The organism is Grimontia indica (assembly GCF_000333895.2).
Taxonomy (GTDB): domain Bacteria; phylum Pseudomonadota; class Gammaproteobacteria; order Enterobacterales; family Vibrionaceae; genus Enterovibrio; species Enterovibrio indicus.
Map to the genome: position 1 here is coordinate 58,210 of NZ_ANFM02000014.1, position 24,896 is coordinate 83,105.

Genomic DNA, 24,896 nt, shown 5'->3' on the forward strand with positions numbered 1-24,896 from the left:
CCGCGCCTAAAACGCTTATAGCGAGAACAAAATTTAACCACCAAAGGTCAACAGCCCCTTTAAACGAAAAGCAAAAAAAAACCACACCTATCAGGTGTGGCAACGTATGTGGAAAGCAATCACGTATTAAATCAATTAACGTAAAGCCAATTGCAAATCAGGTCATAGACCTGAGGAGAAAGTAAAGTCAGCCTTCAAAAAGGAAGTTTGTCATCTTGCTCAACACGGTTTCATGCGACAGATTCGGTAAACCAACGAAGTCTGTAACACGTCACCAGATGACAGTGCCTACTATACCCACGCATCAGGAAGCGATTTTGAAGCAGATCAATTTTTTGTTTGATTACTCATCAATCGAAGGAAAGAGAGGCTAAAGCGAAGGGAAGATTGCGAGTTAGGTTGGATAAATATGCACTTGGTTGAATTTGTTTAATTCTTAGAAAGCTGTCTAAAACACTACAACCACTGCCTAATTGATTAAACTCAAACCAAATCACCTTCAGAAGGCAGGCTCCGTACATTTAACATGGTTATTTATTAGCCCAATCAACACTACAATTACAGCAAAGCGGCTAACCGTCTTAAAGCCAGATTGCTCACTTAGGGGCTGTTGACCTTTGGTGATGATTTTTGCAGCAATTTGGCATTTAATATCCTAAATAATCAGGATGATAGAATGGTTTTGAAATTATTTGGAAATAAAAAGTCAGAAACCAAGGTCTCTAGTGATATGGAAAAGCAGAGACGATACGAAGCGCTCGTGAGAGCCTGGCACAGAGACCTCTACCGTTATGCATACTGGTTGACGAAAGACCAGCACGTAGCGGAAGATTTGGTGCAGGAAACCTGCCTACGTGCATGGCGCTCGCTTGATAGCCTTCAAGATGACAACGCCGCCAAAGCTTGGCTGATCACCATCCTTAGGCGCGAAAATGCACGCCGTTTCGAGCGTAAACAACTCGAATTGGTAGATATTGATGACCACCAGGTTGCAGACGATGCACGCCCCAGTGAAGAAGCCTCGGTCGAACAGCAATGGCTTCACAAGCAAATCATGCGTCTGTCACCAGAATATCGAGAACCGTTGGTGTTGCAGGTCGTTGCCGGATTTAGCGGTGAAGAGATCGCTGAGATCTTAGACCTAAACAAAAACACTGTTATGACGCGTTTGTTCAGAGCGAGAAACCAATTGAAAGAGTTCATGGACAATCAAACTTCAGGCCAGCGAGGTGCGCTAAATGGATGAGCTCGAATTTCGTCGACGCCTTCTGGCGGACCCTCAGGATAAAGACCCTGAGATTCTGGCAGCAAAATCAGAGTCGCCAGCTAATCAAAAATTAGCATCAGAGCTAGATCAACTAGATGCGCTATTAGATCAAACATTGCGCGTGGATGTACCGGATGATTTGGTCGACAAAGTCCTGTTTAAACAAACCAGTGACGTAGTGCGGGAAGCAAGGAAGCCGCGCTTTCATCTGGCTATCGCTGCTTCTGTTGCATTTGCTTTCGGCATTATGCTGGGCCAATTCAATTGGCAGGCGCTACCGGTCTTGCCAGGACAAGCAAGCTTGGGACAAATTGCTCTAGAGCACTATTACCATGAAGAAGACTTCACCAATAACGTGTTCGAGGGTGCAACCTTGACCCAAGTGAATGCCAAGCTGTCACCATTAGGTAAAACCTTTAATGGTCAGTTACCTGGCGAAGTGTCGTACATCAACCATTGCAGCTTTGCCGATAAGCATGCTGTTCATATGGTGCTTAAAGGTAACAATGGCGAAGATTTCACTGTTTTTGTTGTGCCGCAGCAATCCAAAGCTATGGAAAACTATAGCGATGGCAATATGGAAGCTATTTCATTGCCAGCAGCCAATAACAGCAGTGTGATTGTAGTAGGCAAAGAAGGCGCAGATATCATGCCTGTCGCTGAACAATTGAAGCAACATCTCAATCAGAAGGCCTGATACAATCCATTACAAAATCTAGGGGAGCAGATGCTCCCCTTTTTCTTTTCCCGCAATTACAACCACCTAGCGCCATCCCTAGCATTTACAAAACAGCATGTTATAACTGGTCAGATTTCCAATAAAGCACCTACACAATAGAATTTGCGCAGCTCATTCTGAGCATAAATATCAAAAAAATTATAATTTTATTCGGAATATTCGCATTATGAATAAGAAGCGTCTGTTTATCCGCTCAGCAGTGGCAATGGCTGTTGCAGCGAGCTCCACGTCAGCATTGGCTGCTGGCTTCCAACTTAACGCACAATCAGCAACAGGTATCGGCCGTGCTTTTGCCGGTGATGCTGTAATCGCAGATAACGCAGCTGTTATGGCACGAAACTCTGCGGCTATGGCTCTGTTTGATGAGAAAGCATTCTCAATTGGCTTTGAGACAATCACGACTGACATCACCGTCAGTGATGCAACCTACAGCAGTCTTGCTACGCTTAATCAGCCAGTACCAGTTGCTGATACTGATGATGTGGGCGGCACTTCCATTGCGCCAAACGTACATTTCATCATGCCTCTAAACGAAAAGTTTGCTGTTGGTATCAATGCCTATTCGAACTTTGGCACCAAAACTGAGTTCTCTGATGACTATGTGGCGACTGAATACGGCGGTTTGACCGACGTGAAAAGCTTTAACCTGGGTCTAGCTGGTTCATACCGTTTGAACGACCAATGGAGCTTTGGTGCTGGTCTCGACATCATTTATGGTCAAGGCACAATGAAGCGAACAGCCAATGAAAACCTTCCATTTGTCGGGGGACGCGATTTACTGAATGTTGATGGTGCCGACGGTTTTGCTGTGGGATTCAATGTTGGTACTGTGTACGAGCTGGATGAAAACAACCGATTCGGTTTTGCTTACCGTTACAGCCCAGAATTTGAAGCCAAAGATGACAAAGGCCAGAAGATTACTCTTCCACTGCCTGATATCGCTGAATTCTCTGGCTTCCATAAAATTGAAGACACCAAATTTGCCGTTCACTACAGCGTTCAATACATTGGTTGGGGATCTTTCGATCAAATCGAATTTGAAAACCTTCAAGGCACAGTCCTGACCGGTTCGTATAACAAGCCATACGAATGGCAAGATGGCTGGCACTACAGTATCGGTGGTACCTACTACCTGAACAACGATTGGACACTTCGTGCCGGTTATATGTATGACACCAGTGCGCAAGACAGCCTAACATCAATCTCTGTTCCAGACTCTGATCGTCAATGGTTCTCTGCAGGTTTGACATACAACCTTGACCAAAGCTCAACCATTGACTTCGGCTTTACTTACCTGATGGGTAAAGAAGTGTCTGTATCTGAAAGTACAGAGTTTAATGGCATCACTTTGTCTTCGGTCAATGCTACCACCCAAGCAAATGCGATTCTGATGGGTCTACAGTACAGCCGCAGCTTCTAATTTAATTAGAACACAGTGACTAAAGGGGAGCATTCGCTCCCCTTTTTTGTTCGCTCAAATAAAGCCTAAAGCGAACAAATTCAGTAAAACCAAGGCTTTTCAGCGTACACAAGTACGCTTAACTGGTATTAAGGATTAACACGTGTTCGCCGAAACTCAGCGTACACTTGTTCCAAACCACCCAATAAATAGTGCATTTTACTAAAATATATCAATCCATCGATACATTTATCTAAATACATCCTCTCTCTATCATCAAAATTGCATATTGATTGCCTGTCAGTACCCTGTACCGACCACAATAATCAAGTAAATACTCTAATGAACAAGAACAAACTTCTTCCGCTGGCAATTGCTGCAGCACTTGGCTCTCTTTCTTCAACGTCTGCAATCGCTGCAGGTTTTCAACTGGCGGAGTATTCTGCAACTGGTCTTGGCCGCGCATATGCGGGTGAAGCTGCGATGGCAGATAATGCGTCTGCTCAATTCCGCAATCCAGCCATGATGACTTATCTGGAAGGCACCCAAGTTTCTACTGGCCTTATCTACGTTGATCCAAACGTGGATGTGGAAGGCACAAACACCAGCTTAACTGGCGACAAAACTGCGACTTCATCTAAAGATTTTGCAGATTCAGCCTTTATTCCAAACTTCTACTTCTCTCATCAATTGAACGAGAAGGTTTATCTGGGTCTGGCACTGAGCTCAAACTTCGGTATGCACACTAAACTGGATGACAACTTCAAAGGCACCCAGTTTGGTAATGAAGCGTCAGTGATGACCATGGAAATCAATCCAAACATCGCATACAAAATTAACGACCAGTTCTCTGTTGGTGCTGGTGTTAGATACGTATTGGGTGAAGGTAGCATTGGTGCGAAAAGCTCTGCAGATATCAAAAACCCACTCAATGGCAATGTCATCGTACCTACCGGTACTACTCTAAAATACATGGAAGGTGATGATACTGCTTGGGGTTGGCAAGCTGGTGCAGCTTGGCAGATCAATGAAGACAACCGTTTAGGCTTTAACTATCGTTCTGAAGTGAATCTGAATCTGGAAGGCCATGCCACTGGCCTAGCGTTTGGTACTACTACTGCGCAATTGCCTGGCAGTATGGAGCTGACGCTGCCCGCAACCGCAGAGATAGCAAGCTTCCACCAACTGACCGACACAGTTGCAGTACACGCTAGCATCAACTGGACTGACTGGAGTACCTTCGAAAAGCTGGAAGCAAATATCCCTTCCCTTTCTCAGCCAAACCAACTGGTTAAACAAGAGAACTGGAAAGATAACTATCGCTTTGCTGTTGGTGCCACTTATCAGTTGAACACCAAAACCCAGCTTCGTTCTGGCGTTGCTTATGATACAGCAGCGGTCGATGACGCTAACCGCACCATTACAATTCCAGAAACCGATCGCCTTTGGTTAAGCCTGGGTGCAGGTTACCACTACTCTGATAACCTAACGCTTGACGCAGGTTTTACTTACATCTTTGCAAAAGACGCAGATGTCAAAGAGCCTCGTGACGGAATCAGTTCTGACCTAACTTCTGTACCTTTTGGAGGTACTTTCGAAGGTCAAACCTCTGGCAACGTATGGCTGGCAGGTGTTCAGGCAACTTACCGCTTCTAAGAGTTGAACAAATCCCAGAGACAAAAATGCCACTCAATCGAGTGGCATTTCTTTGTTAATTTCTTAGTAATCGTCGATTTCGTCTAGCAAATCGTCATCCAGATAACTGTCGTCAGGCTCTGGTAAATCTGCCGCCTTTCCGCCTCGGGCTTTAAACTCTTTATTCTGGAGGTAAGCATCACGTGCAAAGGCGTATGGATCCGGTGAGTTAGTCAGCAAGCTTTCCTGTTGAACCAAGGCTGCTCTGTCTTCCATCCCTTCAAACATCCATTTGAGGATAGATTGCGGAAGCGTTAACAGAGACAGCGGCGGATAAAGGCCATCGACCATATCCCCTGCTCCCTCACGCAACGTGATGGGTCCGTAAACGGGGAACATAAAGTAAGGCCCTTGCCCTATGTCGTAGTAACCCATGGCGTCACCAAACTGACGGTCAGAGATTTTCGGAACATTGGCAGCCGAAGCGATATCGATTAAGCCACCAATACCAAAGACAGTGTTTAGCCAAAAGCGATTAAAGTGGGTAAGTGCCGCTTCGCCATCAAGCATAACAATGCTGTTCACCATGCTTGCTGGCTCTTCGAGGTTACTGAGGAAATTAGAGATACCCGTTCGTGTCCAGCTTGGCACATAGTCGACATAAGCCAGCGACACAGGTTTTGCGATATAAGGGTCTAGATAATCATAATTGACCGTCCACATCGCGCGGTTGAATCCTTCAAAAGGATCATTGGGATGCGAAATGTCGAATTCAGCATTGGTTTCAGCGTCAGCCTGAGATTCTTCCGGGGATTGGGCACAACCACTCAGTAAAACCAGCACGCCAACTGCCAGAATAAGTTGTTTCCACATTGTTATAACTTGTCCTTTAGGTAAAAAAGAGGTCGGTTAAATACCGACCTTTTGTCATTATTTTGGCAGTATAAAGCACTTACTGCTTTTGGTTAATCACTAACTGTGAACTTCCGCCGAGCTCAAACGGGTCGGTTTCCCCAAACCAGTCACCGTCACGTGTCATTACGTTGCCGTCGTTGTCAATGCGGGCTTTCACCATCACCTCTGGCAATGAAGACATCAAACGCTCTGGGATCATGCTGTCCGCATCTGTCAGTTCAACTTCTACCGGGAAGCGGCTCAGCGGCAAACGCTTCGCTGCAACCGGCATTGGCGCACCATCCGCAGAGTGAACCGATACAATCAATACACCTTCGCTTGGCAATTGGACTTGTTCATCCAGCGAAATTGTCACAGAGACGGACTGTCCTTCGCCAGCGCCCATTTGTGCTTCTGCACGTTGAATACTGCGGTCCAACATAGAGATACGTGGATCGTCCGCTGGCAGTAGTTGTTTCATGGTAGACCAAGCAGCAACCGCCTCTTCGTAAGCACCGCGCTCAAAAGCATCAAATGCAAGCAATGAAAACGCTTGAAGGTTGCCATGATCGACTCTAATCACTTCGCGCAATAGATTGCGCGCTGTATTGCTGTTTTGCTCATCACCCGACAGCATAAGAGATTGCGCATAACCTAGCTTCACGTCGCTGTCGTCTGGCATCAGGTTGTAGGCTTTCGCCATTGCACCTTCGGCGGTTTGCACATCACGGTTTGCCAAACCAATGCGACCAAGCAGTAACCATCCCATCGCATCATCAGGCGTCTGTTGAAGCTTAGTACGAAGAGACAGCGTCAACTCCGCCATTTCCTGATCTGTCATCGGCTCATTGGTGTCAGACATCAAACGACGAGACAGATCCGGCAAGCGTGATGCCGTCTCTTGCCAAGAAACCACTTCACGATAGTTGCCCATGGTGTCGTACAAGCCATAGCTCATCAACACCATGATAAGGATGCCTGGCACCAATACGACAAAAGGGACCTTACTTTGTGTCGCTGACTTCTCGTTGGCCGGAATGTCATCCAGCAATGATTGCTTAAGCTCAACTGCCAATTCATTCTGGTTTTCCACCAGACCTTCCTCGGCTTCTTCGTTAAGCTCTTCCATACGATCACGGAAGAAGGCTTTGTTCAGTTCATCGCGGCTCGCCGCTTCGTCCTGTTCCTTACCGCGGTAAATCGGCAAAACAAATAAGCCAACAGAGACCACCATCATTAAGGCTGTGATCAGCCAGAACCACATTTCAGTCATCCATTGTTATCCTTATTTTTATTGTCAGCCGAGCCTTCATTGAGCAACGCATCCAGACGTGCCTGCTCTTCGCTATCAAGTTCAGCTTTAACGGTTTTCGCTTTAGGTTTACGGCTGCGCATCACCAAGACAGTGAATCCAACAACCACAAACAATGCCGGGCCAGCCCAAAGAATCAATGTCGACGCCGTCAGTGGCGGGTTGTAAGTCACGAAGTTACCGTATCGATCAACCATGTAATCGACAATCTCGTCTTCGTTCTTACCTTGCTTGAGCATCTCATAAACCTTCAAACGAAGATCCTGAGCCAAGCCAGCATTGGAATCGGCAATATTATTGTTCTGACACTTAGGGCAGCGCAGTTCTTTGCCGAGCTTTTTGAAGGCTTCTTCTTGTTCAGGTGTGTCAAACTCATACACTTCGATCGCTGCAGAGACTGTGAACGCAGCACTTGCAGCCAGCATGATTGCTAACAGAAAACGTTTCATTAGCCTTTTGCCTCCGCCAGCATTTGCTCGTACATCGGGCCTAATTTTTCGTTCCAGTTTCTATCATTCACATCACCGACATGTCGGTAACGAATCACACCGTTAGCATCGATAAGGAACGTCTCTGGCGCACCGTAAACACCAAGATCCAGACCTAGCATGCCATCACCATCAAACAGGCTGACCAGATAAGGGTTACCTAATTGGTTGAGCCAGCCGATCGCTTTCACGCGATCGTCTTTGTAGTTAAGGCCAATGATTTTAACGCCGTTGGCCGCTAACTCATTCAGGTAAGTGTGCTCTGCGTAACAAGTAGGGCACCAAGTTGCCCACACGTTCAAAAGCAGAGGTTCGCCTTTGAAAATGTCCTGATCGTAAAGCTTGCCAGCTTGCGCCAAATCTTCCAGCCGGAACGAAGGAACTGGTTTACCTACCAGCACTGACTCTAACTTCGTTGGGTCATCACCTTCGGCGTTCTTGCCCAATTGCACAAAGAAGACACCAACCAACACCATAAACAGTGCAAACGGAATAAAGAGTAAAGGTTTGTTCACCCTTAAGCCTCCTTCACTGGCTCAGCAGATACTTCTGATTGAGCCTTCTTACGAAAACGGTAACGCTTGTCCGAAATAGCCAGCAAACCACCCAGTGACATCACCAGTGAGCCGAACCAAATCCAACGAACAAATGGTTTGTAGTAGATACGCACTGCCCAAGAGCCATCATTCAAACGTTCACCCATTGCCACATAGAGGTCACGGGTGATACCACGGTCAATCGCCGCTTCGGTCATCATCGAGCGCTGAACCGTGTAGAAACGTTTCTCAGCATGCAGTGTGTTTACGCGCTTATCGCCACGGTAAATATCGAAGTCAGCGATGTAACCGTCGTAGTTCGGACCATCTTTATCGCGAAGACCTGCGAAATGGAAATCGTAGCCTTGCAGTTCAATGCGATCGCCAGGTGCCATTTTCACGTCGCGTTCGATGTCGTAGTTCTGAACCATTGCAATACCGAGCACTGTGATTGCCAGACCGATATGACCAAGCACCATCGCCCAGTGGCTCCGACCCAGCTTACCGAGACCGGTGACGAAATCATGACGGTGAGTCGCACGCTGATACACCTCGATGCATGACAAAGTGATGACCCAAAGGCCCATCACCGCACCCAGCGCAGCCAGCGGCATAAAGACATCAGCAAAGATCCACACCAGTGCAACGCCAAGAACAACAGAAACTACGCCACTAAACAGCAGTTCTTTTTTCACGTTCTTGAGGTTGTCACGTTTCCAGCGGATCAGCGGACCAATACCGAGAAGGAAGGCAAACGGTACTGACAGCCAGGTGAACAGCAGGTTGAAGAATGGTTCACCAATAGAAACCGACCCCAGGCCAAGCTGTTTGTGAACCAATGGCAACAATGTACCCAATAGAACAACAACCAGTGCAGCAACAAGCAGAATGTTGTTTGCCAGCAGGACATTCTCACGGGAGACCAGCTCGAAGTTACCGCGCACACGGACTTCTGACGCACGCAATGCATAAAGCAGCAGCGAGCCGCCGATAACCACCACAAGGAAGCCAAGAATAAACAGGCCCCGGCTTGGATCAGATGCGAATGCATGCACTGAAACCAGTACGCCAGAACGTACCAGGAAGGTGCCCAACAAACTGAGTGAAAATGCAGACAATGCTAACAGCACAGTCCAAGCTTTGAATGTGCCGCGCTTTTCCGTTACTGCCAATGAGTGCATCAACGCGGTACCAGCCAGCCAAGGCATAAACGAGGCGTTTTCTACTGGATCCCAGAACCACCAGCCGCCCCAGCCAAGTTCGTAGTAAGCCCACCAAGAGCCCAGTGCGATACCCAATGTCAGGAATACCCAAGCTGCCGTTGTCCAAGGACGGGACCAACGTGCCCACGCCGTATCAAGACGACCCGCCATCAAGGATGCAATCGCAAAAGCAAACGCCACAGAGAAACCCACATAACCCATGTAAAGCATCGGCGGGTGAACAATCAGCCCCGGATCCTGAAGAAGCGGGTTGAGGTCACGGCCATCAACCGGGAAATAAGGAAGTGTTCGCTCAAACGGGTTCGACGTCAGAATGATAAACAGCAGGAAGCCGACACCAATCATGCCCATCACTGCCAATACGCGGGAGACAGACTCCAGTGGCATGCCACGGCTGAAAATGGCAACGGCCAGTGTCCAACCTGCTTGGATAAGCACCCAAAGAAGCAACGAGCCTTCGTGTGCGCCCCAGACTGCCGTCAGACGGTAGTACCAAGGCAAGGCACTGTTTGAGTTACTCGCTACATACGTGACCGTAAAGTCGTTAACGTAGAATGCCCAGCTCAATGCGATAAAAGACATCAATAGCATCAGGAACATGCCGATAGCCAGTGGACGCGCGGAACGCATCATGGCCTGGTTTCCGACGTGAGCACCCCACAGAGGGTAGATACTCAACAGGACGGAAAAACCAAGGGAGATAATAAGGGCGAAATGCCCTAATTCAGCAATCATTAGTAGCTACCCTGTTTTTGCTGCTCGGTGTATTCAAGCGGTTTATGCCCTTTGTTCATCGCTTCTGCGATTTCAGGCGGCATATATTCTTCATCGTGTTTCGCCAATACTTCGCTTGCGAACACGGTACGTTCATCAACCAGCACACCCTGTGCAACAATTCCCTGACCTTCACGGAAAAGGTCTGGCAGAATGCCTTCAAATTCCACGGTAACTTCTGGGCCAACATCCGCAACACGGAAACTCACTTTCAGAGATTCTGGGTCACGCTCCACTGAATCTGTCACCACCATGCCACCAATACGCAGACGTTGACCGACTTCAGGTTTGGTGCCATCAGGCTTACCATTCACCAATTCAGTTGGCGTGTAGAACAAGTCCATGTTTTGGTTCAATGCGTAAAGCACCAATCCAATCGTCGCGCCTACACCAAACACCAGGGCAAGAGCCAGCCCCAGTCGTTTCTTGCGTCTCGGGTTCATAGCGTGTTCTCCATTTTTTGGGCATTCTTAATACGTTGCTCTCGGGCAACTTTGTTTTTAATTTCTTTAAACAGTTTGCGTCGGGTGAAACGGGTCGCCAGTGCTACCCAAGCCATCGCCACGAATGTAATGCCGAAGGCGCCCCAAACATAACCAGCGTAACCACCCATCGCCAGGAATTCAGAGAAAGAATCGAAGTGCATGGTTATCCCCTCTCAACCAATTCACGAACCCAAGGACGGTGCGCTTCACGTTGTAGAATTTTGTTTTTCAGTCCCATCAGCGACACGGCACCAAAGAACATAGCAAAGCCCAGAATATTCAGAAGCAAAGGCCACAACATATCTGATGCAATGGAAGGTTTCGCAAATTTAGTGATCGTCGCGCCTTGGTGCAGCGTGTTCCACCACTCCACTGAAAAGTGAATGATAGGAAGGTTAATCACCCCTACAATCGCCAGAATACCCGCAGCACGACCAGCAGTGCGGTCATCATCAAAGGCGTTGTAAAGCGCGATCACACCGAGATAGAGGAACAGTAGAATAAGCTCAGAAGTCAGGCGTGCATCCCATACCCACCACGCGCCCCACATTGGCTTACCCCAGATAGCACCAGTCACCAATGCAATAAAGGTAAATACCGCACCTACAGGCGCCATCGCCGCGGCCGCCCAATCAGACGTCTTGATTTGCCACACTAAGCCGATAAATGCCGCAATGGCCATCGACATGTAAGCGCCCATAGACCAAATCGCTGCAGGAACGTGAATATAGATGATTCGGAAACTGTCACCCTGCTGGTAGTCAGAAGGCGCGAATGCCAGTCCCCATATGGTACCGGTGATCAAAGACAGGGCTGCCAAAACCACAAACCACGGCAACAATGTGTTACAGAGTTGGTAGGTTGCCTCGGGCTTGGCATATGGGTGAAGCCATTTCCACATTGCAGATATCACTCTCAGTTAATATGTTGTAATAATTAGTATTATTGGACGCTCACCCGGAGAGCAGCAGACACTGCAAACGGGGAAAGCGTGGCCGAACCTGCCAGCATCGCACCCAAAATGGCTAGCTGACCATTTATCGGAAATCCACCAGCAGCCATATCAATCGCCGATGTCGCGAAGATAAGGACCGGAATAAACAACGGTAAGACCAGAAGGCTTAGCAATGCGCCGCCCTTTCTCAGCCCTACCGTCAATGCCACACCAATCGCGCCAAGGAAGCTCAGCGTCGGCGTGCCTAACAACAGTGTTAGCACAACGGCTTTGTAAGCTTCCCAGTCTAAAGACAGTAATACCGCCAGAAGCGGACTTATGATCAATAGTGGCAGACCGGTCAGCAGCCAATGTGCGACAATTTTTGCGAAAACCAGAACGGACAAAGGTTCTGGCATCAGCAGCATCTGCTCTAACGAGCCATCCATAAAGTCATCACGGAACAAACGATCCAATGACAATACCGCCGCCAACAACGCAGCCACCCAGATAATCCCTGGTGCTATTTCAGCCAGTAAGTTGGGACCAGGTCCGACACCCAATGGAAACAAGGTGATGACAATGATGAAAAACCACAGTGGGTTCAGCATGTCAGATTGGCGACGAAACGCCACGAGCAACTCGCGACGGATCATGTGAAACATAGCTGATCCCATTACGCCCCCAACCTGATCCGGCGCAAACCCGGGTTGCCTTCGAACATATCTTGGTGGGTGGTAAACAACACCATGCCTCCATTATTTACATGCTGTTGAAAAAGGCTCTCAAGCACCTTTACACCCTGTTTGTCGATGGCGGTTAACGGCTCATCCAAAATCCAAAGTTTAGATTGGCTAATCCAAAGCCTTGCCAATGCAACCCGACGGTTCTGACCAGCAGACAGCTGCGCGGCAGGCACATCTTCCCGGCCAGCTAGCCCGACACGTGCCAATGCGTCCCAAAGACTGGATTCATCCGCGTCACCATGCATACGTTGGTAAAATGCCAGATTTTCAAACGCGGTCATCTCACGTTTTACGCCTGTGCTGTGGCCAAGAAACAGTAAATTGCCATAAAACTCTTCTCGGGCTTTATTCACCAATTCTCCGTCCCAGAAGACTTCGCCAGATTCCGCCAGCCCCAACCCGGCAATGATCCGTAACAATGTTGTTTTACCCGCGCCGTTTGGCCCTTCAATTTGGACAAGATCACCGGATGACACCGTAAAACTGAGATCTTCAAACAGCACCCTTTCATCACGGATACAGCTGAGCTCGCGCACTTCCAACATGAGAAATTGGCTTTCCCGATAAAGTTATGAAAAATTTGCCCGATAATACCATAGAGGCGTTTAAAGTCGTTAGCCGCGAGGTCTCGCTAATGTCACTCAAGCAATCAAATCCTACTGATTGATGAGGGCTGGGTATATGCGCTAAGCGTTAATAATTGTGAGTAAATATGAAAATCGACAATATCAATCACATCAATGCATTAGCGCAGGAAACATTGAAGAATGTTCCGGTTAAAAGCCTGCTTGATTTAGGGAAACCATTACAGCAACCCGGTCAGCAGCCCAATCTGAGCGATGGTCAGCGCTCCCAGCTCTCTCAACTCTTGGCACTTTTACCACTCTATTCAATGTTGAAAGGCACACACAGCGAAAACGGATCTTTGCCGCCTGTGATGTTAACTCTGCTGAAGCAGCTCACCATGCCCGCTGATACAAAACTGGCCGCTAAATGGCTTGCCGAGCAGAAAGCGGATAAAGGGTTGCTGGAAGCATTGCGCCAGGCAACCGCACCAGCCAATGAGCAAGAAGGTTCGGGAAAGTTGAAATCTTTGCTGATGCTAATGGCTGAGCAGCGCATCAACGAGCAGACCAAACCCGGTGACTACCATTGGCTGTTTCCCTTCAGGGACAACAACGTCTCCCCGGTACACGTTAACGTCGAGAAAAAGACCGGAAGAAAAAAGAAAAAGTTGCGCTGGTGCATCACGCTAAACCTGACTCTGGCAAAGAACCGTCATCTCACTGCGACAGCAGAACTTGAGGACAATTCACTTTCACTCAGTTTTTCTACCGATGCTGAAGGCTTAAAAAAGCAGATTGAGACCGCCATGCCCAAACTGGAAGAAAAACTCGCCCAACATCAAATCGCGCTGCAGCAATGTGAAATCAATACGTTAGAAAGTGCACAGACGGAAACCATCTCGTCAGGAGTGAATATTCAGGTATGAAGAAAGCTAAAAGCGCAGTGGCGCTCAAATACGATGGTGTTAATGCGCCCAAGGTCTCTGCCAAAGGCTATGACGCGTTGGCTGAAAAGCTCATCGAAGAAATGGAGAAGAATGGCGGACTCATACATAGTGACGAAGCCCTGATGAATTGGTTGGCGGCATTGGAAGTGGGTGACGAAATCCCTGAACAACTCTACTTGGTGATCGCAGAGTTAATTGCTTTTGCCTGGTACTTAGATGGAAAAACCCCGCCCGGATGGGAAGGGTCCATGGTCAACAAAACAGTTTGACGCTTTGGAATATCCGATTAACGCGTCATGCGTTGCTTTCTGATATTCAATAGAAGTTCTGCTTCTGCTTTCGGCAGATCACACTCTTCCATCAGCTCACGCAGATCGGCACCGAGCTCCACCATTTTACTGGCTCGGCTATAGAGGCGACCATCTGGGTCCTGCATTTCCATCTCGTTCTGTTTGTCGAGCAACTCATCAAAGCGCTGCGAGAGCTCAGCAAGTTTCTGGCTCATGCCAATAGAGCCTGCACGCAGTTCATTAAACTGCTTGGACAGACCCTCATGTTGTTGACGGGCATTTTTATAAAGTAGCTCCATGGCCTGGAATTTCGCTTCCAGATTCTGACGCGCTTTCTTTTCCCGTCTCAACATCAACAAGGCAACCACCGCGACACTCAGAGAGATGCCCAGTGGTAGCCATTGCAACACCAAGTCGAGCATTACAGCATTGCCATCTCAGACCACTCTTCATCAGAGAGCAGTTTGTTCAGGTCAACCAGAATGAGCAGATGACCGTTACGGTTGCTCACACCTTGAATGAACTTAGCACTTTCATCGGTACCTACGCTAGGCGTGGTGTCGATTTCAGACGTTTTGAGGTAAACCACCTCAGCCACACTGTCGACCATGATGCCTATCACTTGAGATTCAGCTTCAATCACGATCACGCGTGTGTTGTCAGACACTTCACCTTGGGCAAGACCAAAACGTGAACGGGTGTCGATAACCGTCACGACATTACCACGCAGGTTAATGATGCCAAGAACGTAATCTGGCGCACCTGGTACCGGCGCAATTTCGGTGTAGCGCAATACTTCCCGAACCTGCATAACGTTAATGCCGTAGGTTTCGTCTTCCAGCTGGAAAGTCACCCACTGCAAGACTTCGTCATTCACGTTTTCTTTTTGAACTTCAGCTACCTGAGACATTTATTTTCCTCTTTTCGTGCTGTGCTGCGTCACTTACGCCAACGCATTGGCATCAATACCCTGATTCAGCATGGCAATCAGCGCTTCGACGTGGATCAAGGCGCACATTTTTTCTTTGACTAATCCGGCCAACCAAGGCCGTTTGCCAGCTTGTTCGCGCCATCGCACTTGTTCTCCGTTGAGTGACTCTGTCCCCAGGAGGGCATTACAAGCCAAGCCCCATTTGCTGTCACCCAAGATCACAATATAACTATAGTCATCGCGATGGTTGTTATCCGCTATTTTTTCCGGCATCACCCATTTGGCGGTATCGACGACATCCAACTGCTGATCCCGCTCTGTTTGCAGACCTAAATACCAATCAGGTCTGCCAATCAGGTGATTGCAATCTTCGAGTCGGTGAATTCCCCCTAATTCGGCAAGGGGAACGGCGTATGTCACGCCAAACGATTCGAAGAACAACACCTGAAACGCATATTCAGAAGCGATGTTTTGCCAAGGTGGCGCAACATCTTCCTCGGCCTGAGTTTCCGGCTCGTATGCGGTTTCAGTATCTATATCGACAGTTTCTGCCACTTCTTCAGCAACAGTTTCTTCAACTGCGACTTCAACCTCAGGCTCCGTAATAACCTCAGTATCGAACACTTCTTCGGCCACAGTATCCACTTCCGTTTCAACCATGGTTTCAAGTTCTTGCTCGACGGCGGTTTCCACTTCAACCGCCACTTCAGTGTCAACGACAGCCTCTACTTCCACAGCAACGTCTGTTTCAACTTCAGTAGCGACTTCGGTCTCCACTTCCGTCTCAACGGTCGTTTCTACAAGCGCTTCCGTGAGAGTCCCGGTGTCCGTTTCTGTCAGAGTCAGCGCTTCAGTGTAGGTTTCGACTGCCAGCTCGCTGTCGACAAGCACGTCCGTTTCCGTCAATTCCTCGACTTCCACTTCCATGTCTTCGTCCAACTTAAGCTGGCTCAGCAGTTTTTCTACCGAAGACATATCGCGTTTGTCTTTCGTCAGCGTCGCACCGCTGAATTTTTCAATCGGTTCCATCACCACAGGTTGCGGCTTCAGCTCAACGCTGGTCTCGCTGTCCTGCGGTGCTACATCCGTGTCATGCTGCTGGGAAAAGTAGTCTTCTTCCAGCAGGGCATCAAAATAGTCATCCAGCGCCTGAACACTGGATAAGGCACGGCTATCTTTCATCCTGTTCAAGTCGCTCCAGATAAGAGAGCAGCGTTTTATAGGCAAACACGCCGCGACAGTTTTTTGCGTAATACGATGGCGGCATGTGTTTTAAACTGGCATCGCGGAATTTGGTATCAATCGGTACCGCGGACGTCCAAACCTGATCCGGATAACGCACTTTAAGCTCTTGCAGTGTTTCCAAAGAAGCGCGGGTACGCTTGTCGTACATGGTCGGGATTATGCAAACCTTGAACGCTGACGCGCGGGACTTTTGCATGATTTGCAACGTCCGCACCATTCGCTCCAAACCTTTCATGGCCAAGAACTCGGTTTGCACAGGGATCAGAATACGGTTACTTGCTGCCAGCGCATTCACCATCATCACGCCGAGAATAGGCGGACAATCAATCAACGCATAGTCATATTCATCTTCAAGACATGCCAGGGTTTTCTTCAGCATCAAACCCATACCACCGCGGTTGCCCATGGCGCGATCAAGCGTTGCCAGAGACATGTGCGATGGCAAAATATCGAGGTTTTTGTACTCGGTATTAAGGATCAGCGGTTTGACGGTATCACGATTGATAGTTTGCAATTGGAACAGGTCGAACAAGGTGCGTGGCAACTGCTCCGAATCGTAATTCAGATAGGTTGTCAGCGAAGCATGCGGATCGGTATCGATCAGCAATACACGCTTGTTCTTTTCACTGAGAAGCCCAGCGAGGGTAATGGTGGTGGTGGTTTTCCCCACGCCCCCTTTCTGGTTTGCAATGCTCCAGACTATCACAGCCGCTCCTTAAACGAGGTTGAGCTCAACGAGAATACGTTCGGTGATACGATCCAACGGCAAGTCTTCGGTTGAAATTCCCGCTTTAGCAACGGCTTGCGGCATACCGTAAACAACACAGCTTTCTTCGTCCTGTGCCCATACCGTTGAACCTTGTTGTTTCAACAATCTTGCACCGTCTCGGCCATCTGCGCCCATACCCGTCAACACCATCGACAATACTTTGTCGTTGTAGACTTTGGCTGCAGAGCCGAAGGTTACATCTACGCACGGCTTATAGTTCATACGATCGCCGCCGTCGATAATTTTCACACGAGCCGCCCCTGGGCGTCCATCGATCATCATCTGCATGCCACCCGGTGCCAGATAGGCGGTTCCCGGTTGCAACGGGTCGCCATCTTGCGCTTCTTTTACTGTGATTTTGCAAAGGCCATTGAGGCGCTGGGCAAAAGCCGCCGTAAAGGTGGAAGGCATGTGTTGAATAAGCACGATAGGCATCGGGAAATTCGCAGGAAGTCCCGTCAGCACTTTTTGCAGAGCGACTGGGCCACCTGTTGACGTACCAATCGCCACCAATTGATAACGCTTACCACTGGCTTTGAAGCGTGCTGCAGCAGAAGCCGGCCTAGTAGCTGGTGCAGTAGGCGCAGGTGCCGCTGTGCTTCCCCCGGTTGCCGGGCGCACTGGCGCTCGCGCAGCAGGAGCCGCCGTTGGCGCAGCTGTGGCAGGTTTTGCAGATGGGGCAGGTCTTCGCATAAACGCGCGCTTGCGCGCAATTTCGCTCACGCGCTGTTGTAGCAATGAGACCGCCTCATCACGGTTACGAGCAATGTCTTCGAATTTCTTAGGCAGGAAGTCGAGCGCGCCCGCATCCAAGGCATCAAGTGTGGCTTTTGCCCCATCGTGCGTTAACGAAGAAAACATCAGTATCGGCGTTGGATTGCTCTGCATGATCTCTCGAACCGCAGTAATACCATCCATCACAGGCATTTCGATGTCCATGGTAATGACATCAGGTTTCAGCTGTGCTGCCTTTTCAACTGCCTCTTTCCCGTTAACCGCACAATCAATGACTTGAAGGCGAGGATCCCCGTTAATAATTTCACTAACACGGCGGCGGAAAAAACTTGAATCGTCCACCACCAAAACTTTCACTGCCATGTCATTCCTTATGATTTTATCGGCCAGCGTATCGCTTGAGCAGATTCGGCACATCAAGAATCAATGCGATGTGGCCATCACTGGTGATGGTTGCACCCGCCATACCCGGCGTACCTTGCAACAATTCATCCAGCGGTTTAATAACCACTTCTTCTTGCCCAATCAGCGAATCGACCACGAAGGCGACTGGCTGGTGTCCCATTTGAATGATGACAACATGCCCGACCTCGCGATTCACCGAACCGCGGCGAGGACACAGCCAATCTTGCAGATAGAAAAGCGGAATGGCTTTCTCTCTTACAATCAGGGTCAGTTGGCCATCAACCGTGTTGGTTTTCGACAGATCCAAACTGATGATTTCATTCACATTCGACAATGGGAACGCGTATGGGTTATCACCGATACCGACCATCAGAGTCGGCAGGATTGCCAGCGTCAGAGGCACTTTGATTGAGATAATGGTGCCGCGGCCCAGCTCTGAGTCGATAGAAATTGTACCGTTCAGTTGGGTAATCGCCGTTTTCACCACATCCATGCCTACACCACGACCTGAGATATCTGAGATCTCGGTTTTGGTTGAGAAACCTGCTGCAAAAATCAGGTTGTAGGCTTCAGTATCGCTTAGGCGTGCCGCAGCATCTGCATCCATCACACCACGTTCAACGGCGATGGAGCGAAGTTTCTCTGCATCCATACCGCCACCATCATCTTCGATGGTCAACAGAATGTGGTCACCTTCCTGCGAAGCCGCAAGGGTAATCGTACCTGTACGTGGTTTGCCTTTTTCCTCTCGGACATCCGGCATTTCAATACCGTGGTCAACCGAGTTACGCACCAAGTGGACCATTGGGTCTGCCAGAGCCTCAACCAGGTTTTTATCCAAGTCGGTTTCTTCACCGCGCATTTCGAGCACGATGTCTTTTTTCAGGCTTCGCGCCAAGTCACGAACAACGCGAGGGAAACGGCCAAACACCTTCTTAATTGGCTGCATGCGCGTTTGCATCACAGCACCTTGCAGGTCAGCGGTCACCACGTCGAGGTTCGTCACGGCTTTCGCCATGTTTTCGTCGTCGCTGCTTGCACCAAGGCTGACCAGACGGTTACGTACCAGTACCAGCTCACCCACCATGTTCATGATGGTGTCGAGTGTTGAGGTGTTAACACGTACAGTCTGTTCGACTTGAGGTGCAGGCGGCTTTTTGTCGTCAGTTTTTGCTGGCGGCTTAGCAGCCGGCGCAGGCGGTTTCGCTGCAGCAGGTTCTGCTTTTGGTGCTGGAGCTGGTGCAGGTTTTGGCTCTGCTTTCGGCGGCGGAGGTGGTGCCGAAGCCGCAGGGGCTGCACCACTGGCAATAGGGCTTTTACCCTTGCCGTGCAAATCATCCAACAGCTTTTCAAATTCATCGTCAGTGATTTCATCACTGGCAGGGCTTTCTACTGACGCGTTTTGTGGCGGTGGTGTTGCTGCTTCTGCCGCGCCGCCAGCCAGTGGGCCTTTACCTGTGCCATGCAAGTCATCCAGCAGTTTTTCGAATTCATCGTCAGTGATGTCATCGCCACCACCCGCCGCGTCGGCTGCTGGTGCAGGAGCGCTGCCACCGGCTTGCGGGCCTTTGCCTGCGCCGTGAAGTTCATCCAGAAGTCGATCAAATTCGTCATCTGTAATTTCGTCGACAGAGTCACCAGCAATCGCTTCACCGCCTTCAGCAGGGGCTTCAGCCACCACTTCTGGTTCAGGTTCTGGCTCTGGTTCCGGCTCGGGTTCTGGTGCAGGGGCAGCCGCTTCTACCGCTTCATCTTCTGATGCAGGACGGCTGTATCTGTGCAGTGCCTCAATCAATGCCGGGTCTGCCGCAGGGACTGGCTCGCGCTCCTGAACACAAGCGAACTGCTCGTTAACCGTGTCCAACGACTGGAGGATAGTATCCATGACATCCGCAGTGAGTTCGCGGCCACCGTTACGCAGGTTATCGAAGATATTCTCTGCACCGTGACAGGTTTCTACCAGTTCGGTGAGTGAAAGGAAACCTGCACCACCTTTAACGGTATGGAAACCACGGAAGATTGCATTGAGCAGGTCTCTGTCATCCGGTGTTTTTTCCAGATCGACGAGTTGCTCCGACAGCAACTCCAAAATCTCACCGGCTTCAATTAAGAAGTCCTGGAGGATTTCTTCATCCATTTCAAAACTCATAACGCACCCCTAAAAGCCCAGGCTGGAAAGCAGGTCATCGACGTCATCCTGACTTTGCATCACTTGTTTCTCTTGACGCTCTTTCTCGGAGACCACTGGACCTTCAGCCACAATGCCAGATTGCTGTTGTTCTGCTTCTGTTTCTGGTTCTTTCTGCTCTTCGTCAAGACCAAAGGCAGTGAGGATTTCAACCAGTTGTTTTTCTACTTCTTGCACCAATTCGATGACGCGGCGAATAACTTGTCCAGTCAGATCCTGGAAGTCTTGTGCCATCAGAATTTCGGTCAGTTGACCGTGGAGTTTGGTGGTATCTCCTTCGACTTGTGTCAGTAAACCATCGATTTGGTGACACAAATCTTTGAAACTTGTTATGTCAATCCGCCCCCCCATAAGGTTGTTCCACTGAGGTCGAACCTGGGCAAGGCATTCTTGTAGGTTGTCGGCGATAGGAAGGGTTGCTTCCACTGCATCCATAGTTCGGTTCGCAGCAAGTTCCGTTTTTTCCATCACGAAGTTCAGGCGATCTTTCGCATCTGGGATCTCGCTGGTAGCCAGATCGCTGACGCGAGGATCTAAACGGAAGTTGGACAACGAGTCATGCAGTTGCCGGGTCAGTTTTCCTACCTCATTGAAGAGCGGATTGCGCACATCACTGGCCAGCTTAGCCAGTAATTCATTCGCGCCGTCCTGATTCCCTTCTTCGAGCAAACTGACCAATTCTTTAGCTTGGTCGAGAGTTATCATCTAAATAATCCTTCACTGCGCGAAGAGGAAAATCACATGCGCTCGAAAATCTTGTCCAGCTTTTCTTTGAGCGTTGCGGCAGTAAACGGCTTGACGATGTAACCATTCACACCAGCCTGAGCAGCTTCAACAATTTGCTCACGCTTGGCTTCTGCGGTGATCATCAGCACTGGAAGATGCTTGAGCTCATCATCAGCACGGATGTTCTTCAGAAGGTCAATACCCTGCATGCCAGGCATGTTCCAGTCAGTAACGACGAAATCAATACCGCCTTTCTTGAGGATTGGCAGTGCTGTTAAGCCGTCATCTGCTTCAACAGTGTTGTTGAAACCCAGATCTCGAAGGAGGTTTTTTACGATACGGCGCATTGTTGAAAAGTCATCAACAACGAGGATTTTCATATTTGTGTTCAAAGTGGCCTCCAGTGAGGTTCCTTATTATTGTAGAAACTTACTTCGACCAAGCGGAAAGCTTGGTCCGTAACCGCTGCATTGCCTGATTTTGTATCTGGCAAACCCGGGATTCACTCACCCCGATAATGGCCCCTATCTCCTTGAGGTTAAGTTCCTCGTCGTAATAGAGAGAGAGTACCAAAGCTTCTCTTTCAGGAAGTCCGCGAATGGCATTCGCTAAGTGCGATTTGAAGCTATCCCCGGCAACCTCCTCAAAGGGAAGGTTTTCGTCACGATGACTTTCTGTTACGAAAGCATCTTCTGAGACGCCCAGATCATCGATACCAATGAGTCTGCCTGCATTGATGTCGTTTTGAGCCTGATAGTATTGATCCAGACTCATCCCCAGGCGTTTCGCTATTTCTTTATCGTTAGGGTCTCGCCCTAACTCGCCTTCCAGCTGTGAAATCACTTCACTGATCTGACGGTTATTCTTATGTACCGAGCGCGGTACCCAGTCACCTTTGCGGATATCGTCCAACATCGCGCCGCGAATGCGGATACCGGCATAGGTTTCGAAACTCGCCCCTTTTGAAGGGTCGTAGTTTTGTTGCGCTTCGAGCAGGCCAATCATGCCCGCCTGAATGAGATCTTCAACCTGCACATTCGGGGGCAAACGGGCGATCAGGTGGTGGGCAATTCGCTTCACTAATGTGGAGTATTGCTCAAACACCGTCTCCGTTGATGCTCCAGTCCTGCTGTAGGTCAGCGCCCTATTCACTGAGGTAATCCCCCGCTGCTTCGTCTCGAACCAGCAGTCTCTCAACAAAAAACTCTAAGTGTCCGCCCGGATTTCGTGGCACAGGCCATGTCAGGGCCTTGTTTGCCAGCGCATTGAGTGCAAGCGCGGCTGGAGACTTAGGGAACGCATCAATCACGACACGTTGCTTCTTCACAGATTGACGCACATACTCATCAAGTGGAACACATGCTACTAATTCTAGATTAGCATTTAAAAATCTTTCTGTTACACGAGTTAATTTTGTAAATAAATCGCGACCCTCGCGATAACTGCGCACCATATTGGCGACGACCTTGAAGCGGGTCACGCCATGTTCACGGCTCAGCAGCTTGATCAGGGCGTAGGCATCAGTGATAGAAGTTGGCTCATCGCAAACCACAATCAATACGTCCTGCGCAGCGCGGGAGAAGCTCAACACCATGTCAGAGATACCGGCTGCAGTGTCCACCAGCAGTACATCGACATCTTCTTCAAGCGTACCGAATGCACGGATAAGACCTGCATGCTGCGCGGTACTCAACTCTGTCATTCCACGCATGCCTGAGGACGCGGGAATAATCTTCATGCCATGTGGACCTTCAACAATAATGTCTTTCAGGTCGCAGACGCCTTGCATCACGTGGCTGAGGTTTTTACCTACCCGCAAGCCCAGCAGGACGTCGACATTGGCCAATCCTAAGTCAGCATCCAACACCATCACTTTTTTACCTTGTTTGGCCATGGCTGCTGCCATACCCAAAGTGATGTTGGTTTTACCTACCCCGCCTTTACCACCAGTAACAGTAATAACTTTGGTGCGAGTCGGGTTGGTCAGGCGGCGGAGGCCGCTTGCTTGATCATGCATGGTTGTCTCAATCATAAAAGTCCGCCGCATTCGACTCTGGTACATCATGACTCCAGAAATGGTTTCGCTGCTCTGAATCTTGATCCATCAGTTCACTCGCCTTGTTAACCAGGTATCTCCCACTTGCCTGGCGAATGTCCTCGGGTACACGCTGGCCATCAGCCAGATAGGTAACCGGAAGGGCGTTTTCTATGGTCACACTCAATAATTCCCCCAGACTGAGGGATTCATCCAACTTCGTCAGTACACACCCTGAGAGGGGAATACGTCGGAAGTGATCAATAGTCTCCTGCAGCACGCGACGCTGAGAGGTCGCTGGCAATACAAGAAGGCTTCGGATATGTGAACCACTGTTTTGGATAAGAGTATCAAGTTGTTCTGATAGCCTCAGATCTCGCTGGCCCATGCCTGCGGTATCCAACAGGATCAGTCGACGGTGACGTAACTGATACAGTATATCGGCCAGTTCATCCGCATCTTTAGCAACTTTTACGGGGCAACCCAAAATTCTGCCATAGGTTGCCAATTGCTCATGTGCGCCAATACGGAAGGTATCCGTTGTCACAAGGGCAATTTCTTCAGGGCCGAAGTCCATTGCGGCTCTGGCTGCTAGTTTTGCGATGGTCGTTGTTTTGCCCACACCGGTAGGACCAAGCAGTGCAATCACACCGCCTGACTCCAGTAGGTTCTCACTGGTGGTAATGACTTGATCTGCCACTAAATCCAGTAACTCCGACCACGCTTCATTCGGTGGTGTGTCTTCTGGGATATAACCCGCTAGCTGGTCAGCCAGTACCGGGGAGATACCCATTTTTTCCAGACGTTTGATCAGCATGGCGCGAAGCGGCTCTTTGCGCTCCACTTCCTGCCACATCAGACCGGAAAGCTGGTGCTCAAGCAGGCTGCGAATCGTCGCCATTTCTTTGCGCATCGCTTCAATTTCTTCGTTGCCCTGACGCGATGGCTGACGACGCTGTTCGGTGCGCAGTTCAAAACGGTCATCACGACCCGGTGCGCGGCGATCCTGCTCGTCACGTTTTTGACGTAACAGGCGTTCAATCTCTTGCCCTTTTGCCTGTTGCTGAGCGCGGGAGAAACCATTGTTGCCGTTGTTTGCCCCGTTGCGGTTGCCATTGTTCTGTCCATTGTGACCATTTTGGCCATTCGGACGGCGGGCTGGCGCAGCGTTGTAGGTATTTTCGTTTTGACGAAGACGGGCATCATTTTGACGCGCCAACAATGCGCTTAAAGAATCTGCTTCCTGCTGAGGTTCATCGGCTGCGCTATTTTCCGGCAGTTGCGACTGATAGCGGTCAAGCAAGCTGGAGAACTTGCTGCCCAGTGCGCCTCCAAGTGGTTTGCGCGCAGCTTCTTTGCTGATGTCACGGCGCAAATGCACAGTATCATCAGCCAGTCGGCGTGTTTGTTGAGCGCGGTCCATGCTCTGCGCCATCTGCGTTTTCGCCGCTTCTTTGCGCACATCACGGGTTGGTGCGTCAGTATCTACTGCCGCCACGATTTCGACACCGCCAGTCACTTTTTTGTTGGACATGATAACTGCGTCTGCGCCGAGTGCTTCTTTCACTTCGGCCAGCGCTGTTCGCATGTCTTTGGCAAAAAATCGTTTAATCTTCAAAATCGTCGT

The 24,896-nt window shown here is 49.4% G+C and carries 27 protein-coding genes; 6 read left to right on the forward strand and 21 right to left on the reverse strand.

Going from position 1 to position 24,896, the window contains the following annotated elements; all coding sequences use genetic code 11:
• Nucleotides 1-676 precede the first annotated feature (676 nt).
• The 4 genes from D515_RS08625 to D515_RS08640 all read left to right on the forward strand — a co-directional run bounded on the left by D515_RS08625 (nucleotide 677) and on the right by D515_RS08640 (nucleotide 5,061).
• Entirely contained in the window at nucleotides 677-1,246 is a 570-nt protein-coding gene (locus tag D515_RS08625) for a sigma-70 family RNA polymerase sigma factor (protein ID WP_002537816.1), read from the forward strand.
• A complete protein-coding gene (locus D515_RS08630) occupies nucleotides 1,239-1,964 on the forward strand; it encodes a DUF3379 family protein (protein ID WP_002537817.1) in 726 nt (241 codons plus the stop codon). The genes D515_RS08625 and D515_RS08630 overlap by 8 nt, the downstream gene beginning before the upstream one ends.
• A 208-nt stretch (nucleotides 1,965-2,172) precedes the next feature.
• The gene (locus D515_RS08635; RefSeq protein ID WP_002537819.1) at nucleotides 2,173-3,426 is read left to right on the forward strand and encodes an outer membrane protein transport protein; all 1,254 of its coding nucleotides are present in this window, start codon (nucleotides 2,173-2,175) and stop codon (nucleotides 3,424-3,426) included.
• A 321-nt stretch (nucleotides 3,427-3,747) separates the two neighbouring features.
• Complete coding sequence (locus D515_RS08640) at nucleotides 3,748-5,061, forward strand: outer membrane protein transport protein (RefSeq protein WP_002537821.1); 1,314 nt, start codon at nucleotides 3,748-3,750, stop codon at nucleotides 5,059-5,061.
• 63 nt (nucleotides 5,062-5,124) lie between these two features.
• Here D515_RS08640 and D515_RS08645 read toward each other — a convergent pair whose 3' ends face one another.
• From D515_RS08645 to ccmA, 10 genes are all read right to left on the reverse strand, one after another.
• A complete protein-coding gene (locus D515_RS08645) occupies nucleotides 5,125-5,913 on the reverse strand; it encodes an MlaA family lipoprotein (protein WP_002537823.1) in 789 nt (262 codons plus the stop codon).
• 79 nt (nucleotides 5,914-5,992) lie between these two features.
• Nucleotides 5,993-7,207, reverse strand: a complete 1,215-nt coding sequence (ccmI, locus tag D515_RS08650; RefSeq protein WP_002537824.1) for a c-type cytochrome biogenesis protein CcmI — start codon at nucleotides 7,205-7,207, stop codon at nucleotides 5,993-5,995.
• Nucleotides 7,204-7,695: a cytochrome c-type biogenesis protein gene (locus D515_RS08655; RefSeq protein WP_002537826.1), complete on the reverse strand. Its 492-nt coding sequence runs from the start codon at nucleotides 7,693-7,695 to the stop codon at nucleotides 7,204-7,206. Before D515_RS08655 ends, ccmI begins: the two co-directional genes overlap by 4 nt.
• Nucleotides 7,695-8,249 (reverse strand): DsbE family thiol:disulfide interchange protein, encoded by a 555-nt coding sequence (locus D515_RS08660; protein WP_002537828.1) that lies wholly within the window; start codon nucleotides 8,247-8,249, stop codon nucleotides 7,695-7,697. Before D515_RS08660 ends, D515_RS08655 begins: the two co-directional genes overlap by 1 nt.
• A 2-nt stretch (nucleotides 8,250-8,251) precedes the next feature.
• Nucleotides 8,252-10,228 (reverse strand): heme lyase CcmF/NrfE family subunit, encoded by a 1,977-nt coding sequence (locus D515_RS08665; RefSeq protein ID WP_002537830.1) that lies wholly within the window; start codon nucleotides 10,226-10,228, stop codon nucleotides 8,252-8,254.
• Nucleotides 10,228-10,710, reverse strand: a complete 483-nt coding sequence (gene ccmE, locus D515_RS08670; protein ID WP_002537831.1) for a cytochrome c maturation protein CcmE — start codon at nucleotides 10,708-10,710, stop codon at nucleotides 10,228-10,230. Before ccmE ends, D515_RS08665 begins: the two co-directional genes overlap by 1 nt.
• Nucleotides 10,707-10,913, reverse strand: coding sequence for a heme exporter protein CcmD (gene ccmD / locus D515_RS08675; RefSeq protein ID WP_002537832.1), 207 nt, complete (start codon nucleotides 10,911-10,913; stop codon nucleotides 10,707-10,709). The genes ccmE and ccmD overlap by 4 nt, the downstream gene beginning before the upstream one ends.
• 2 nt (nucleotides 10,914-10,915) lie before the next feature.
• Nucleotides 10,916-11,653 carry a heme ABC transporter permease gene (locus D515_RS08680; protein WP_002537833.1) on the reverse strand — a complete coding sequence of 246 codons (738 nt, stop codon included), beginning with the start codon at nucleotides 11,651-11,653 and terminating at the stop codon, nucleotides 10,916-10,918.
• A gap of 41 nt (nucleotides 11,654-11,694) precedes the next feature.
• Nucleotides 11,695-12,363, reverse strand: coding sequence for a heme exporter protein CcmB (gene ccmB / locus D515_RS08685; RefSeq protein WP_039849818.1), 669 nt, complete (start codon nucleotides 12,361-12,363; stop codon nucleotides 11,695-11,697).
• Nucleotides 12,363-12,977 carry a cytochrome c biogenesis heme-transporting ATPase CcmA gene (ccmA, locus tag D515_RS08690; protein ID WP_002537836.1) on the reverse strand — a complete coding sequence of 205 codons (615 nt, stop codon included), beginning with the start codon at nucleotides 12,975-12,977 and terminating at the stop codon, nucleotides 12,363-12,365. The genes ccmB and ccmA overlap by 1 nt, the downstream gene beginning before the upstream one ends.
• 167 nt (nucleotides 12,978-13,144) lie before the next feature.
• Between ccmA and D515_RS08695 the strand changes: the two genes are divergently transcribed.
• Nucleotides 13,145-13,924, forward strand: a complete 780-nt coding sequence (locus tag D515_RS08695; protein ID WP_002537838.1) for a flagellar hook-length control protein FliK — start codon at nucleotides 13,145-13,147, stop codon at nucleotides 13,922-13,924.
• On the forward strand, nucleotides 13,921-14,214 hold the full coding sequence (locus D515_RS08700) for an EscU/YscU/HrcU family type III secretion system export apparatus switch protein (RefSeq protein ID WP_002537839.1): 294 nt from the start codon (nucleotides 13,921-13,923) through the stop codon (nucleotides 14,212-14,214). The genes D515_RS08695 and D515_RS08700 overlap by 4 nt, the downstream gene beginning before the upstream one ends.
• A gap of 17 nt (nucleotides 14,215-14,231) precedes the next feature.
• On the opposite strand, the gene D515_RS08705 is transcribed toward D515_RS08700, so the two are convergent.
• The 11 genes from D515_RS08705 to flhF are packed head-to-tail and all read right to left on the reverse strand — an operon-like array spanning nucleotide 14,232 to nucleotide 24,887.
• Nucleotides 14,232-14,657 (reverse strand): DUF2802 domain-containing protein, encoded by a 426-nt coding sequence (locus D515_RS08705; RefSeq protein WP_002537840.1) that lies wholly within the window; start codon nucleotides 14,655-14,657, stop codon nucleotides 14,232-14,234.
• Entirely contained in the window at nucleotides 14,657-15,145 is a 489-nt protein-coding gene (locus tag D515_RS08710) for a chemotaxis protein CheW (protein ID WP_002537841.1), read from the reverse strand. Before D515_RS08710 ends, D515_RS08705 begins: the two co-directional genes overlap by 1 nt.
• A gap of 33 nt (nucleotides 15,146-15,178) precedes the next feature.
• Nucleotides 15,179-16,348, reverse strand: coding sequence for a chemotaxis protein CheW (locus tag D515_RS08715; protein ID WP_002537842.1), 1,170 nt, complete (start codon nucleotides 16,346-16,348; stop codon nucleotides 15,179-15,181).
• Nucleotides 16,338-17,117: a ParA family protein gene (locus D515_RS08720; RefSeq protein WP_002537843.1), complete on the reverse strand. Its 780-nt coding sequence runs from the start codon at nucleotides 17,115-17,117 to the stop codon at nucleotides 16,338-16,340. The genes D515_RS08715 and D515_RS08720 overlap by 11 nt, the downstream gene beginning before the upstream one ends.
• Nucleotides 17,118-17,126: 9 nt before the next feature.
• A complete protein-coding gene (locus D515_RS08725; RefSeq protein ID WP_002537845.1) occupies nucleotides 17,127-18,278 on the reverse strand; it encodes a protein-glutamate methylesterase/protein-glutamine glutaminase in 1,152 nt (383 codons plus the stop codon).
• A 16-nt stretch (nucleotides 18,279-18,294) separates the two neighbouring features.
• Entirely contained in the window at nucleotides 18,295-20,469 is a 2,175-nt protein-coding gene (locus tag D515_RS08730; RefSeq protein WP_002537847.1) for a chemotaxis protein CheA, read from the reverse strand.
• A gap of 9 nt (nucleotides 20,470-20,478) precedes the next feature.
• Entirely contained in the window at nucleotides 20,479-21,213 is a 735-nt protein-coding gene (locus D515_RS08735; protein WP_002537848.1) for a protein phosphatase CheZ, read from the reverse strand.
• A 32-nt stretch (nucleotides 21,214-21,245) separates the two neighbouring features.
• Nucleotides 21,246-21,614, reverse strand: a complete 369-nt coding sequence (gene cheY, locus D515_RS08740) for a chemotaxis response regulator CheY (protein ID WP_002537850.1) — start codon at nucleotides 21,612-21,614, stop codon at nucleotides 21,246-21,248.
• Nucleotides 21,615-21,663: 49 nt separating this feature from the next.
• Nucleotides 21,664-22,386 carry an RNA polymerase sigma factor FliA gene (locus D515_RS08745; RefSeq protein WP_039849820.1) on the reverse strand — a complete coding sequence of 241 codons (723 nt, stop codon included), beginning with the start codon at nucleotides 22,384-22,386 and terminating at the stop codon, nucleotides 21,664-21,666.
• Entirely contained in the window at nucleotides 22,379-23,266 is an 888-nt protein-coding gene (locus tag D515_RS08750) for a MinD/ParA family protein (RefSeq protein WP_039849822.1), read from the reverse strand. Before D515_RS08750 ends, D515_RS08745 begins: the two co-directional genes overlap by 8 nt.
• Entirely contained in the window at nucleotides 23,259-24,887 is a 1,629-nt protein-coding gene (gene flhF, locus D515_RS08755) for a flagellar biosynthesis GTPase FlhF (protein ID WP_002537854.1), read from the reverse strand. Before flhF ends, D515_RS08750 begins: the two co-directional genes overlap by 8 nt.
• Between the last annotated feature and the right edge of the window lie 9 nt (nucleotides 24,888-24,896).